Below are 12043 nucleotides of genomic sequence, written 5' to 3'. Positions count from 1 at the left end.
GCGACCGGGGTGGCGGCGGGCCGTCCACCGACAGGGTGGCCAGCTCGCCGCGCCGCACCACGCCGGCGCGGTGCAGCGCGGCCATACCCACCTGGCAGGCCAGCAGGGCCCGGTCGGTGAGGTAGGCCAGCTCGACGGGGTCCGGGGCCGCGCCCCGGGCCCGCCGGCCGGTCAGCTCGCGCGCCGCCAGCGCGACGGCGAGAGCCACGGCGACCGCCCCCAGGTAGTCGAGGAGGAAGAGCGGTCCGCTGACACCCCAGAGCATGGCGACAAGTATGGCCTGCCCGCGCGGGTCGCCCGACCGCCGTGCGGCCGCCGCTCAGGAGGCGTGGCTCACCTCACTGTCCCAGATCTGCGACCAGGGGCGGCGCAGGCCACGGCAGACGAAGATCGGTTCCCCGTTCTCGTCGTTGTCCACGTCGACCCGCTGGTCGACCCGGCCGGCCTCGGTGACCTCGGTGAACCAGGCACGCAGCCGGTCGGGGCGCTCCCAGCCGACGGCGATCACCACGTCGGCGTCGTCGGGCGGACGGCCGAACCGGGCCATGCTGTTGTGCCCCGAGTAGGCCCGGGGCAGGTCCCGGGCCGGGCCGTACCGGGCCAGCGCGCCGGCCTCGCCGTAGTTGCCGGTGAGCACGACCGCCCGGGCGCGCTCCTCGGGCGGCAGGCCCCGGTGCACGGCGGCGACCGAGTCGGCGAACGCGGGCCAGCCGATGGTCTCGCCCGCGTCGTAGTTGGCCTCGACCACGAAGCCGGGCAGCCGGTCGGCCGGCAGGGTGGGCAGCAGCAGGACCGCGCTGCTGGCGACCATCAGCGCGGCGGCGGCGGCGAGCAGCGCCTGCCGGGCCCGGGCCGCGCCGCGCCGGGCCCACTCGGCGGTGACCACCGCGCCGGCCGCGGTGAGCACCAGCAGCAGCGGGGCGTCGTAGTAGCCCTTGCCGCCGGCGAGCAGGACGATCGCGAACACCACGAGCCAGGCCCAGCCGATCGCCCGGTACGCCGCCCAGGCGGGCCGGCGCAGCAGCGCGACGAGGCCGGCGATCCAGACCGGGGTGGCGAACGGGCTGATGATGATCAGTTGCAGCACGACCGCGTCCAGCCGGCCGCTGTAGGAGCTGTCGCCGCCGGCGATCGACGAGGCCACCGAGAGCTGAGGGAAGCCGTGCGCGGCCTGCCAGGCCAGATAGGGCACGGCGAGCAGGACGGCGACCCCGGCGGCGGCAAGGACCCACCGGTCGCGCAGCAGCCGGCGTGGGCCGGCGATCAGCACCCCGGCCAGCAGGCCGACGCCGAGCAGCGCGGGCAGCAGCTTGTTGAGCATGCCCGCGCCGAGCGCCAGGCCGATGCCGAGCGCCCAGCGGCTGTCGCCGGTGCGCAGCATCCGCACCGCGCACCAGGCGGCGGCGAGCCAGACCAGCAGGTCGACCGTGGTGGTGCTGAGCAGGTGACCGGGGGCGAGCACCACCCCGGCCGCGGCGGCGAGCACGGCGGCGGACACCTGGGTGCCGCGTCCCGCGCCGAACTCCCGGGCGAGCGCCGCGACCAGCACCACCGACGCGCCGCCGATGAGCGCGGACGGGGTGCGCAGCAGCACGAGGTTGCCGGGCGCGACGGTGTCGGCCAGCCGGGCGAGGGCGGGGACGAGCGGACCCTGGTCGACGTAGCCCCAGTCGAGGTGCCGGCCGCAGAGCAGGAAGTAGAGCTCGTCGCGGTGGTAGCCGTAGCGGCCGGCGAGCAGCAGCAGTGCGGCGGTGACGGCCCCGCCGACCAGCCAGGGCGCGGCGGTGCGCGGTCCGGGTGGCGGGGTCGTCGGCGCGGCGGGCGCCCCGGCGTCGGGGCGGTCCAGGTCGGTGACGGGTTCGGCCACCCGCCCATGATGGTCCGGTCGGACCACTTCGCGCTGCCCCGTATCGCCCCCTGGGGGCGGCGGAATTCGGTACCCGGCCGGCGACCGCCCGGCTAGCGTGCGCGGGATGCGCATCCGGGAGTACGCCGAGACCGACTGGGCCCAGGTCTGGCCGATCGTCGAGGACGTCATCGTCGCCCAGGAGACCTTCCCCTACGACCCGACGTGGCCGGCCGAGGTGGCCCACGAGGTGTGGGTGGAACGGCCGCCGGGCCGCACCGTGGTCGCGGAGGAGAACGGAACGGTGCTGGGCACCGCCAAGATGGGTGCCAACCGGCCGGGTCCGGGCGCGCACGTGGCCACCGCCAGCTTCATGGTGGCCGCCGCCGCCCGCGGTCGTGGCGTCGGCCGGGCACTGTGCGAGCACGCCCTGGACTGGGCCCGGCGGCAGGGCTTCGCCGCGATGCAGTTCAACGCGGTGGTGGAGACCAACACGGCGGCCGTGGAGCTGTACCGGCGGCTCGGCTTCACGGTGATCGGCACCGTGCCGGAGTCGTTCGCGCACCCCACGCTCGGGCGGGTGGGGCTGCACGTCATGCACCGTCCCCTGTGAGCGGCGCGGCTGCGCGAGGATGGGCCGATGAACCCTGAGCCGATCGAGCTGGCCGCCGCCCTGGCGCGCTTCGACCAGCTGTGGAGCCCGCGCATCGTCACCACCGTCAACAACTACGACGTCCGGATCGCCAAGGTGGCCGGCGAGCACGTCTGGCACGCCCACGACCACACGACGAGTTCTTCCTGGTGCTCGACGGCGAGCTGCGGATCGCCCTGCGCGACGGCGCGGACGGCGCGGAACGCGAGGTGGTGCTGCCGCGCGGCGCGGTGTTCGTGGTGCCGCGCGGGGTGGAGCACCGGCCGTCCGCGCCGGACGGCGCGTCGATTCTCATGTTCGAGCCGTCCGGCACGTCCAGCGTCGGGGAGCGGCACGACGAGGTGCCCGGGCACGTGGACGCCACCACCGGGCACCGCCTCTGACCGGGCGGCCTCAGCGCCCGGCCGGCGCCGGCTCCGCGGCGGCCGGCGGGGTCGGGGCCGGCCAGCCCAGCCGGCGTACGCCGGGGACGGCGGCCGTCCCGACGCAGGCGAGCAGGACCAGCACCCCGGCCACCGCGAGCGGGGCCGACGCGCCCCAGGCCCGGGCCGCGAGCGGGGCGAGGGCGTACCCGAGCGGCATGGCGCCCAGCGACATCAACCAGTCGTACGAGGTGACCCGGGCGAGCACCGCGGGCGGGAAGGCCCTGCACCACGGTCTCCCAGACCGGGTTGAGGAAGCCGAGGGCGACCAGCGCGAGGCAGTAGGCGGTGACGGTCACCGGGGCGGGCGCGGCGGCCGCGAGCAGCAGCAGCGGCGCCGCGTACGCCGCCAGGGCCAGGTTGCCCAGCAGCACCGGCCGGCGGGGTCGGGCCCGGGCGGCGAGCAGCGACCCGGCCAGCAGGCCGACCGCGCCGGCCTGCTGGAGCAGCACCCAGACGCCCTCGCCGCCGAGCCGGTCCACGGCGATCACCGGGCCGAGGGTGAGCAGCACCGCGGCGGCGCCGTTCCAGACGCCGTGGGCGAGCAGGCTGCTCCAGTACCAGTCGCGGGCCCGGACCTCCTGCCAGCCGAGCACCAGGTCGGCGCGGAGCGAGCGGTGCGGGACCGGCACGTGCCGCACCTGGATGACGGCCAGCAGCGCGGCGCTGACCGCGAACGAGGCCGCGTCCAGCACGAACGCCCAGCCCGGCCCGACGGTCCAGATCAGCAGCCCGGCCAGGGCGGGGCCGGCCAGCCGGCTGGCGTTGGCGGTGGCGCCCAGCAGCGCGTTGGCCCGCTGCCGGCCGTCGTCGTCGACGGTGCCGGCGACCAGCGGGGAGGCGGTGGGGATGGCGAACGCCGAGGCCGCGCCGCCGACGGCGGAGGCCACCGCGAGGTGGGTCAACGCGGGGGCGCCGCCGAGCAGTTCGACGCCGACGGCCAGTTGGGCGGCGCAGCGCACCAGGTCGGTGCCGACGGCGACGCGGCGGGCGGCGAACCGGTCGGCGACCACACCGCCGAGGGGGAGCAGCAGCAGCCGGGGCACCATCGCGCAGGCGAGCACCACGGCGAGCGCGGCGGTCGAGCCGGTCGCCCGGAGCACGGCCAGGGCCAGCGCGGTGGGCACCACGGCGTCGCCGACCGCGGAGACGGTGCGGCCGAGGAACAGCAGTCGGAAGGGCCGGAGCCGGAGAGGATGCGTCACCACGGCAGACTACTTCGACGCCGAATATTTTGACAACGAATATTTCGTTGTCGGCGTACCGTGGGTCGGGTGACCGACCGCGACCCCGTCGACCAGCACGTCGAACGCTGGCTGCCCGTGGTGCCCGACCTGGACCCCGACGTGGAGGGCGCGGTCGTCCGGATGTCGCTGCTCACCCGCCACCTGCGCGATGTGAAGGACCGGGTGCTGGCCGAGCTGGATCTCCAGGAGAAGGAGTACGGCACCCTGCACGCGCTCGCCGGCCGGGGCGGCCGGGCCGCGCCCTCGGAGATCGCCGGTGACCTGCGGATGGCGCCCGCCTCGATCACCGCCCGGGTGGACGCGCTGGTCCGGCGGGGCTTCGTCCGGCGGATCCCGTCCGAGGTGGACCGCCGCCGGATCGACGTGGCGCTCACCGGCGCCGGCCGGGCCGCCTGGCAGCGCGCCATGAGGGTGGTCGGCGACGAGGAACACCGTGTCCTCGGCGCGCTGACCCCGGACGAACGACGGGTCCTGTCCGACCTGCTCCGCCGGGTCACCCTGGCGGCCGGGCCGCCGCCGGGCCGGATCTGACCGGCCGGAATGTCGGTGGCCGGGGCTAGCTTGGCCATCGACCAGCCGACGTCCCGTCCAGGGAGGCCCCAATGAGCACGCTCGTCGACCGACCGCACACCGCCCTGCTCGTCATCGACGTGCAGAACGGCGTGGTTCAGCACGCGTACGACCGGGACCGGGTGGTGGGCAACATCGCCACCCTCGTCGACCGGGCCCGGGCGGCCGGGGTCGAGGTGGTCTGGGTGCAGCACCGCAGCGGAGAGCTGCCCACCGGCAGCGAGCAGTGGCAGTACGTGCCCGAGCTGGTGCGCCGTGACGACGAGGCGCTGGTGCACAAGGCCTACGGCGACTCGTTCGAGGAGACCGACCTGGAGTCGGTCCTCGCCACGCGGGGTGTCGGCCGGCTCGTCGTGACCGGCGCGCAGACCGACGCGTGCATCCGCTCGACGCTGCACGGCGCGATCACCCGGGGCTACGACGCGACACTGGTCGCCGACGCCCACACCACCGAGGACCTCTCCGCCTACGGCGCGCCCGCGCCCGAGCAGGTGATCGCCCACACCAACCTCTACTGGCGCTACCACTCCGCGCCGGGCCGCACCGCAGGCACCGTCGACACCGCCGACGTCGACTTCGCCGCCCCGGTCCCCGCCTGAGCCGAGCCTGGTCGCGGCGTGCCCACCGCCGCCGCCGGGCTCTGCCCGGGTCCCACGACCCGGGCGAAAACCCCTGGCCGCCCTGGGGGCGGCGCTGGCAGGCTGCCGGTCATGAGCTCACAGGCCCTCGCGGGGGCGCTCGCCGACGAGCGTCGCCGCACCGTGTTCGCCGCGATCGTGCTCGGCGCCGGGGACGTCCCCGCCGTGGTCTCCCGGACGGGGCTGTCCGCCCGGGACGCCGCCACCGCGGTCCGCCGGCTCACCGACGTCGGCGTGCTGACCGACGACGGAACCGGGCTGCGGGTCGACGGTCAGCGGCTGCGCGAGCTCGCCCGCGCCGGCGGTCCGGCCGCGCCGTCCCCGGCGGCGGACCCCCGCGAGACGATCCTGCGCACCTTCCTCCGGGACGGGGCGCTGACCCGGCTGCCCGCCCAGCGCGGCCGCCGCCGGGTGCTGCTGGAGTACATCACCGAACGTTCCTTCACCCCGGGCGTGCGATATCCGGAACGGGCCGTGGACGACGCGCTGCGCCGCTGGTGCGAGGGCGGCGAGGCCGACCACGTCACGCTGCGCCGCTACCTGATCGACGACCGGCTGCTCGCCCGCGACCACGGCGTCTACTGGCGATCCTGAGCCGGGAAAAGCCGTTGACCGGCCGGTGAGGATCGGGCGGTGACCACCTGGAGCATCCACCGCACCGCCCCGGACGCCGCCGACGCCAGGGCCCTGCTGCACGAGTACATGGCCGAGATGGTCCGCCGCTGGCACGGCCGGCCCGAGCGGCCGGGCGAGGTGACCGCCGCCCTCGCCGAGTCGCCGAGCGACGACCTCGCCGCGCCCACCGGGCTGCTGCTGCTGGCCCGCCGCGACGGGCGCCTGGCCGGCTGCGCCGGGCTGCGCTGGCGGCCGGCCTGGGCGGAGCTGACCCGGGTCTACGTCCGTCCGGCACACCGCGGCACCGGCGGCGGGGCCGCCCTGCTCGCCGCCGTCGAGGCGTACGCGCGCGGCGCCGGGGCGGACCGGATCCGGCTGGACACCCGCACCGACCTGGTCGAGGCGCGCGCCCTGTACGCCCGCCACGGCTACCGGGAGATCCCCGCCTTCAACACCGGCCCCTACGCCCAGCACTGGTTCGAGAAGCCGCTACCGGCCCGAGTTGACGACGCCGCCGCGCCGCGCTACAACAGGAATCGAGAACTTGAGTCAACCTGACTCAACTTGACACCTTCGGCCAGGAGAACCGAGGAGGCACGGCCATGTTGATGCGTACCGACCCCTTCCGCGAGATCGACCGGCTCGCCGAGCAGTTCTTCGGCACCACGGCTCGGCCGGCGGTCATGCACCTCGACGCCTACCGCGACGGCGACTACTTCTACGCCGCCTTCGACCTGCCCGGCGTCGACCCGGACAGCATCGACTGCACGGTGGAGCGCAACGTGCTGACCGTCCGCGCGGAGCGGCGCCGCGCGGCCGGCGACAACGTCGAGCTGGTCGCGGCCGAGCGACCGATGGGCACCTTCACCCGTCAGCTCTTCCTCGGCGACACCCTCGACACCGACAAGCTGGAGGCCGGCTACGAGAACGGGGTGCTGACCCTGCGCATCCCGATCTCCGAGCGGGCCAAGCCGCGCCGGATCGCGGTCACCGCGCCCGGCAACGGCCGCCGCGAGATCAGCGCCTGAACCCGGTCACGGCGAGGTGGTGGCGGGGGTGGCCGGGGTACCGGCCACCCGCGCCGGCGAGTCCGGGGCGACCGGGTAGAGCCGCGCCAGGGCGTGCGCCGTGGCGGTGAGGCGGTCCCGCAGCTCCGCCGGCTCCAGCACCTCCACCTCCGCGCCGAGCTTGAGCAGCTCGGTGTGGGCGTGCTTCATCGACTCGATCGGCACGGTGGTCTCCAGCCAGCCGTCCGGGCCCGGCTCGCCGGCCGCCGCCCGGGCGGCCCGGCTCATCTCCGGCGGGAAGACGTGCGGCATGAACTCCAGCGCGGCCACGGTCAGCCGGATCCGGGCCCGGTCGCGGTAGACGTCGCGCTCGTAGCGCTCGGTCCACCCCCGCCAGTAGTCGGCCAGGTCGAAGTCGGCGGGCCGCTCGTAGCGCTCGCCGGAGACCACCACGTCGAGGACCGCGCCGACCCGGTAGGTGCGCAGCTCCCCGTCGCAGCGGGCCACCAGATACCACCGGCCGGCCTTGAGCACCACGCCCAGCGGGGCGACCACCCGGGTCACCTCGCGCGGTGCGCGCCAGCGTCGGTAGCGCATCTCCACCAGCCGGTCCTCCCACACCGCCCGGGCCAGCGCGGCCAGGTGCGGGGTGGCTTCGGGGTGCCGGAACCAGCCCGGCGCGTCCAGGTGGAACCGCTGCCGGGCCCGGCCACCCCGGTCCGCCAGCTCGTCGGGGAGCGCGGCGAGCAGCTTCAGCTCGGCGGCCGCCACCACCGGCCCGAGACCCAGGTCGGCGGCCGGGCCGGGCATGCCGGCCAGGAACAGCGCCTCGGCCTCCGGAGCGGTCAACCCGGTCAGCCGGGTCCGATAGCCCTCCAGCAGCCGGTAGCCGCCGGCCGGGCCGCGGTCGGCGTACACGGGGACGCCAGCGGCGCCGAGCGACTCGACGTCGCGGTAGACGGTCCGGACCGACACCTCCAGGGCGTCGGCGAGCTCCTGGGCGGTCATCCGGCCCCGGGTCTGCAGGAGCAGCAGCAGGGAGACCAGGCGGCTGGCACGCACGTCGTGACGGTAACCCGCGCCGGTAAAACGGTGGCGGCCCGGCCCGCCGGCTGGCAGGGTCGGATGGCGTCAGCGTCCCCGATCGAGCAGGAGCCGACCGACACATGTGATCCGCGAGGACGCGGCCGGGCGCACCGCCCCGCCGCCACGGCCCCCGACCGCCGCCGCAGCGCCGGCCGCGGTCCCGCCCGTCATCCTGCGGAGGATCGCCCGTGTTGAAAGCCGTCGCCGTCAGCAAGCACTACGACACCGAACCGCTGTTCGCCGGTCTGGACCTGATCGTCAACGCCGGTGACCGGGTCGGCCTGGTCGGCCCGAACGGGGTGGGCAAGTCCACCCTGCTGCGGGTGCTCATCGGCGAGGAGCCGCCGTCGGCGGGCCACGTCGAGCGCGCGCCCGGCACCACGGTCGGCTACTTCGCCCAGCAGGTGCCCGACCCGGACGCCACGGTCGGCGAGTTCCTCGCCGCGGGGCTCGGCGAGCTGCACCCGCTCGCCGCCGAGCTGCGCGAGCTGGAGCGCCGGCTGGCCGGCGGCGACACCGCGGCGCTCGACGCGTACGGGAGGCGCAGGACCGGTGGACGGCGCTGGACGGGTGGCGGGCGCAGGCCCGACTCACCGAGGTCCGGCAGCGCCTCGACGTCGACCACCTGGCCGACGACACCCTGCTGCACCGGGTCAGCGGCGGCGAGCAGGCCCGGCTCACCCTGGCCCGGGTGCTGCTCGACGCCCCGGACCTGCTGGTGCTGGACGAGCCGACGAACCACCTCGACGCCGACGGCATCGCCTGGCTCGGGGAGTGGCTGGCCGACATCGCCCGCACCAAGGAGCAGGCCCGCGGGGTGAAGGAGTCGGTGCGCAGCGGCCTGGGGGCCGACCAGCAGCGCCGCTACGCCAAGAAGGTGGCGAAGAAGGCGAAGGCGCGGGAGCGGCGGCTGCGCCGGCAGATGGACTCGATCCGCTGGCTGGCGCAGCCGCGTACCCGACCGGGCCTGGCGCTGGCGTTTCCGGAGGCCGCGCCGGTGGACGGCGAGGTGCTGCGGGCCCGCGGCCTGACCCTGACCGCCGGCGGCCGGACCCTGCTGGACCGGGCCGACCTGGATGTGCGCGCCGGTGACCGGATCCTGCTCACCGGCCCCAACGGGGCCGGCAAGACCACCCTGCTGCGGGCCCTCGCCGGCCGGCGCGACCCCGACGGCGGCCGGGTCGAGGCCGCCACGGGCGCCGCGCTGCTGCCGCAGACCCACGACGCGCTGCGCACCGACGTCACCGTCCTCGACCACTTCCGCGGCCACGTCCCGGTGTACGCCGACGACGCCGAGCGGCTGCTCGACGGCCACCTGTTCGGGCCGGAGCAGTGGGGCGACCGGCTGCGCACCCTGTCGGCCGGCGAGCTGCGCCGGCTGCTGCTCGCCGTGCTGGTGAACAGCCCGGCCCGGGTGCTGCTGCTCGACGAGCCGACGAACTACCTGGACTTCGACTCCCTGGAGGTGGTCGAGGCGGCGCTGCGCGAGTTCCGCGGCACGGTGGTGATGGTCAGCCACGACACCTGGTTCGCCGAGGCGGTGGGCGTCGACCGGCGGTGGCGGCTCGGTGACGGCCGGTTGGTGGAGGAGGCGGGGTGAGATCTCCCCTGGCGCGCCTCGTCGCGAATCGCCCGGCCGGCTGAGAGCCTTTCTCACATGCTGCGTCCCGAGGTGCTGCCCCGCGGGTCGGCCGCCGCCGCCCTGCACGGCGGGCCGACCGACTTCACCGAGGCGTGGCTGCGCAACCGCCGGTTGTCCGAGCACACCCGCGACGCGTACCGGCGGGACGTGACCGGCTGGCTGAGCTGGTGCGCCGCCCGGGACCTCGACCCCCTGCGGGCCAGCTTCCTCGACGTCAACGCCTACGGCCGCGAGCTGGAGTCCACGCCGTGCGGGCGCGGCGGCCGGCCGCTCACCCCGGCCACGGTGGCCCGCCGCCTGTCCGCCCTGTCGAGCTGGTACGACTTCCTGGTCAAGCTGCGCGCGGTCGACGCCAACCCGGTCGCCGCGGCGGATCGTCCCCGGGTCGACCGGGACCATTCCGCCACGGTGGGACTCACCCCGGACGAGGTCGACGCGCTGCTCGCCGCCGCCGACGCGGACACGGGCGCGACCGCCGCCCGCAACCGCGCCGCCATCGCCCTCCTGGCCGACCTGGGTCTGCGGGTCGGCGAGCTGGTCTCACTGGACCTCGCCGACCTGGGCGCCGAGCGGGGGCACCGCAGCATCCGGTTCGTCGGCAAGGGCGGCAAGGTCCGCCGGCGGGCGCTCACCCCCGGCACCGCGTACGCGATCGACGCCTACCTGGCGGAGCGGGCCGCCGCGCTGGGGGTGACGGTGCCGGAGCTGACCGGTCCGCTGCTGGTCACCGCGACCGGCGGGCGGCTGGACCGGCACGCGGTGTTCCGGCTGGTGCGCCGGCTCGCCCAGGCCGCCGGGATCCCCGCCTGGGCGAAGCTGTCCCCGCACTCGCTGCGGCACGCGTTCGCCACCACGGCCCGCGCCGAGGGGGTGCCGCTGGAGGACGTGCAGGACGCGATGGGGCACGCCGACCCGCGGACCACCCGCCGCTACGACCGGGACCGGCACAACCTGGACCGCGATCCGGCGTACGCGATCTGGGCGGCCCGGGCGCGCCGCCGGGGATAAGCCCTTTGACGGAGTGACGGGCACCACCTGGCCTTCGACGTCGACCCGGCCACCTTCGACGCGATCCTGGCCCGGCTGCGCGCCGCCGGCGTGCCGTACGGCAGCGAGCCGGGCGCGCCGGACAACGGGCGCACCGACCATCCACTGTGCGCCCGTGGCCTGTTCTCCCGCGACGACGCGGGCAACCTCTACGAGGTGATGTCCTCGGCCTGACCCTCGCCTTCCGGGCCCGCGCTGGCGGGTCAGCGTCCGCGCGGCGGCCGCTGGCGGGCGTCGTAGTCCTGGCGGGCCTGCTCGACCCGGTCGAGGTGGCCGGCCGACCACTGCGCCAGGTGGGCGAAGAGCGGGGCCAGGCTGCGCCCCAGCTCCGTGATCTCGTATTCCACCCGTGGCGGGACCTCGGCGTGGTAGGTGCGCCGCACCAGGCCGTCGCGTTCGAGCTGCCGCAGCCGCTGGGTGAGCACCTTCGGGGTGATGGTGACGAGCCGCCGTTCCAGCTCGACGAAGCGCTGCCGGCCGTATTCGTGCAGGGCCCAGAGAATCGGCGTGGTCCAGCGGCTGAACACGAGGTCGACCACCGGGGCGATCGGGCAGGCCTGCTCCGGGTCGCCGTCCACCCCGGCGCGCCAGGTGCTGCTGCTCACATTTCCTCCCGACGCCGTTACTTTCCTCTAGGTACCTACTATACGCAGGCAATTAACGTGCTCGGTGTCCACAAGCACATCGAGAGGGGCACGTCATGATCGTGGTTACCGGTGCGACGGGGAATGTCGGACGGCCGCTGGTGCGGGCGCTGGCCGGGGCGGGTGAACCCGTGACGGCCGTGTCCCGGCACGTCTCGGCGGCGGACCTGCCACCGGGCGTACGGGCGGTCCGCGCCGACCTGGCCGACGCCACCGGGCTGAAGGCGGCGTTCGACGGCGCCGAGGCACTTTTCCTGCTGTTCACCGGCGAGCAGTTGGCCGGCGGCGCGGACCCGGCCGCCATCCTCGACACCGCGCGGCAGGCGGGCGTACGCCGGGTGGTCCTGCTGTCCTCGCAGGGCGTCGCGACGAAACGCCATCCGCCGGGGCAGGAGGAGGCGGTCCGCGCGTCCGGGCTGGAGTGGACGGTGCTGCGGCCGGGCGGCTTCCACTCCAACGCCCTCGCCTGGGCGCCCGGGGTACGCGCCGGGCGGGTCGTGCACGCGCCGTTCGGCGACGTGGCGCTGCCGAGCGTCGACCCGGCCGACATCGCCGAGGTGGCGGCGCTCGCGCTGCGCGACGGCCGGCACGCCGGCGGCACGTACGAGCTGACCGGGCCGGCGGCGG

Annotated in this window: 15 protein-coding genes and 3 pseudogenes; 13 read left to right on the top strand and 5 right to left on the bottom strand. The window is 75.8% G+C overall.

All coding sequences use genetic code 11. From position 1 onward, the window contains the following. The coding region (locus B0E53_RS26185; protein WP_146167770.1) for a TIGR04222 domain-containing membrane protein at nucleotides 1-265 on the bottom strand (265 nt) is incomplete at its 3' end. 54 nt (nucleotides 266-319) lie between these two features. Then, entirely contained in the window at nucleotides 320-1867 is a 1548-nt protein-coding gene (locus B0E53_RS26180; RefSeq protein WP_107078473.1) for a glycosyltransferase family 39 protein, read from the bottom strand. Between the two features lie 106 nt (nucleotides 1868-1973). On the opposite strand from B0E53_RS26180, the gene B0E53_RS26175 reads away from it, so the two are divergent. Next, nucleotides 1974-2459 (top strand): GNAT family N-acetyltransferase, encoded by a 486-nt coding sequence (locus B0E53_RS26175; RefSeq protein WP_107078475.1) that lies wholly within the window; start codon nucleotides 1974-1976, stop codon nucleotides 2457-2459. Between the two features lie 80 nt (nucleotides 2460-2539). Continuing rightward, a complete protein-coding gene (locus tag B0E53_RS39690) occupies nucleotides 2540-2881 on the top strand; it encodes a cupin domain-containing protein (protein WP_348639676.1) in 342 nt (113 codons plus the stop codon). A 266-nt stretch (nucleotides 2882-3147) separates the two neighbouring features. Here the strand turns inward: B0E53_RS39690 and B0E53_RS26165 are convergent. After that, nucleotides 3148-4125: pseudogene (locus B0E53_RS26165) on the bottom strand (MFS transporter); the annotation flags it as partial. Between the two features lie 69 nt (nucleotides 4126-4194). Here B0E53_RS26165 and B0E53_RS26160 point away from each other — a divergent pair. The 5 genes from B0E53_RS26160 (at nucleotide 4195) to B0E53_RS26140 (ending at nucleotide 7018) form a co-directional block, all read left to right on the top strand. Continuing rightward, nucleotides 4195-4698, top strand: a complete 504-nt coding sequence (locus tag B0E53_RS26160; RefSeq protein WP_107078472.1) for a MarR family transcriptional regulator — start codon at nucleotides 4195-4197, stop codon at nucleotides 4696-4698. 71 nt (nucleotides 4699-4769) lie between these two features. Then, nucleotides 4770-5336, top strand: coding sequence for an isochorismatase family protein (locus B0E53_RS26155; protein WP_107078471.1), 567 nt, complete (start codon nucleotides 4770-4772; stop codon nucleotides 5334-5336). Between the two features lie 111 nt (nucleotides 5337-5447). Beyond that, a complete protein-coding gene (locus tag B0E53_RS26150; RefSeq protein WP_107078470.1) occupies nucleotides 5448-5969 on the top strand; it encodes a DUF2087 domain-containing protein in 522 nt (173 codons plus the stop codon). Between the two features lie 39 nt (nucleotides 5970-6008). Next, nucleotides 6009-6548: a GNAT family N-acetyltransferase gene (locus B0E53_RS26145; RefSeq protein ID WP_246835595.1), complete on the top strand. Its 540-nt coding sequence runs from the start codon at nucleotides 6009-6011 to the stop codon at nucleotides 6546-6548. A 44-nt stretch (nucleotides 6549-6592) separates the two neighbouring features. Further along, nucleotides 6593-7018, top strand: a complete 426-nt coding sequence (locus B0E53_RS26140; protein ID WP_091307081.1) for an Hsp20/alpha crystallin family protein — start codon at nucleotides 6593-6595, stop codon at nucleotides 7016-7018. Nucleotides 7019-7024: 6 nt separating this feature from the next. Here the strand turns inward: B0E53_RS26140 and B0E53_RS26135 are convergent, their stop codons facing one another. Beyond that, nucleotides 7025-8059: a YafY family protein gene (locus tag B0E53_RS26135; protein ID WP_107078469.1), complete on the bottom strand. Its 1035-nt coding sequence runs from the start codon at nucleotides 8057-8059 to the stop codon at nucleotides 7025-7027. A gap of 212 nt (nucleotides 8060-8271) precedes the next feature. Here B0E53_RS26135 and B0E53_RS40440 point away from each other — a divergent pair. The 5 genes and pseudogenes from B0E53_RS40440 to B0E53_RS40230 all read left to right on the top strand — a co-directional run. Next, nucleotides 8272-8421: pseudogene (locus B0E53_RS40440) on the top strand (ATP-binding cassette domain-containing protein); the annotation flags it as partial. A 224-nt stretch (nucleotides 8422-8645) separates the two neighbouring features. Then, nucleotides 8646-8762, top strand: a pseudogene (locus B0E53_RS40235) (hypothetical protein); the annotation flags it as partial. 12 nt (nucleotides 8763-8774) lie between these two features. Continuing rightward, on the top strand, nucleotides 8775-9683 hold the full coding sequence (locus tag B0E53_RS39680) for an ATP-binding cassette domain-containing protein (protein ID WP_146167768.1): 909 nt from the start codon (nucleotides 8775-8777) through the stop codon (nucleotides 9681-9683). 57 nt (nucleotides 9684-9740) lie between these two features. Then, nucleotides 9741-10733 carry a tyrosine-type recombinase/integrase gene (locus B0E53_RS26125; RefSeq protein WP_107078468.1) on the top strand — a complete coding sequence of 331 codons (993 nt, stop codon included), beginning with the start codon at nucleotides 9741-9743 and terminating at the stop codon, nucleotides 10731-10733. A gap of 90 nt (nucleotides 10734-10823) precedes the next feature. Beyond that, complete coding sequence (locus B0E53_RS40230) at nucleotides 10824-10946, top strand: hypothetical protein (RefSeq protein WP_281492911.1); 123 nt, start codon at nucleotides 10824-10826, stop codon at nucleotides 10944-10946. Between the two features lie 29 nt (nucleotides 10947-10975). Here the strand turns inward: B0E53_RS40230 and B0E53_RS26115 are convergent, their stop codons facing one another. Next, on the bottom strand, nucleotides 10976-11377 hold the full coding sequence (locus B0E53_RS26115) for a helix-turn-helix domain-containing protein (protein ID WP_107078467.1): 402 nt from the start codon (nucleotides 11375-11377) through the stop codon (nucleotides 10976-10978). A gap of 95 nt (nucleotides 11378-11472) precedes the next feature. Between B0E53_RS26115 and B0E53_RS26110 the strand changes: the two genes are divergently transcribed. Then, on the top strand, nucleotides 11473-12043 hold a 571-nt coding region (locus B0E53_RS26110; RefSeq protein ID WP_107078466.1), incomplete at its 3' end, for an NAD(P)H-binding protein.

The sequence above is a fragment of the Micromonospora sp. MH33 genome, from assembly GCF_003013775.1.
In the GTDB taxonomy this organism is placed as follows: domain Bacteria; phylum Actinomycetota; class Actinomycetes; order Mycobacteriales; family Micromonosporaceae; genus Micromonospora; species Micromonospora fulviviridis.
Note: the sequence above shows the minus strand (reverse complement) of the source record. Positions and strands in the feature narration are given on the sequence as shown.

What these genes read in the sequence shown, in the direction of transcription:
- B0E53_RS26125 (WP_107078468.1), top strand. Translation starts at nt 9,741, where the DNA reads ATGCTGCGTCCCGAGGTGCTGCCCCGCGGGTCGGCCGCCGCCGCCCTG.
- B0E53_RS26150 (WP_107078470.1), top strand. Translation starts at nt 5,448, where the DNA reads ATGAGCTCACAGGCCCTCGCGGGGGCGCTCGCCGACGAGCGTCGCCGC.
- B0E53_RS26175 (WP_107078475.1), top strand. Translation starts at nt 1,974, where the DNA reads ATGCGCATCCGGGAGTACGCCGAGACCGACTGGGCCCAGGTCTGGCCG.
- B0E53_RS26140 (WP_091307081.1), top strand. Translation starts at nt 6,593, where the DNA reads ATGTTGATGCGTACCGACCCCTTCCGCGAGATCGACCGGCTCGCCGAG.
- B0E53_RS26155 (WP_107078471.1), top strand. Translation starts at nt 4,770, where the DNA reads ATGAGCACGCTCGTCGACCGACCGCACACCGCCCTGCTCGTCATCGAC.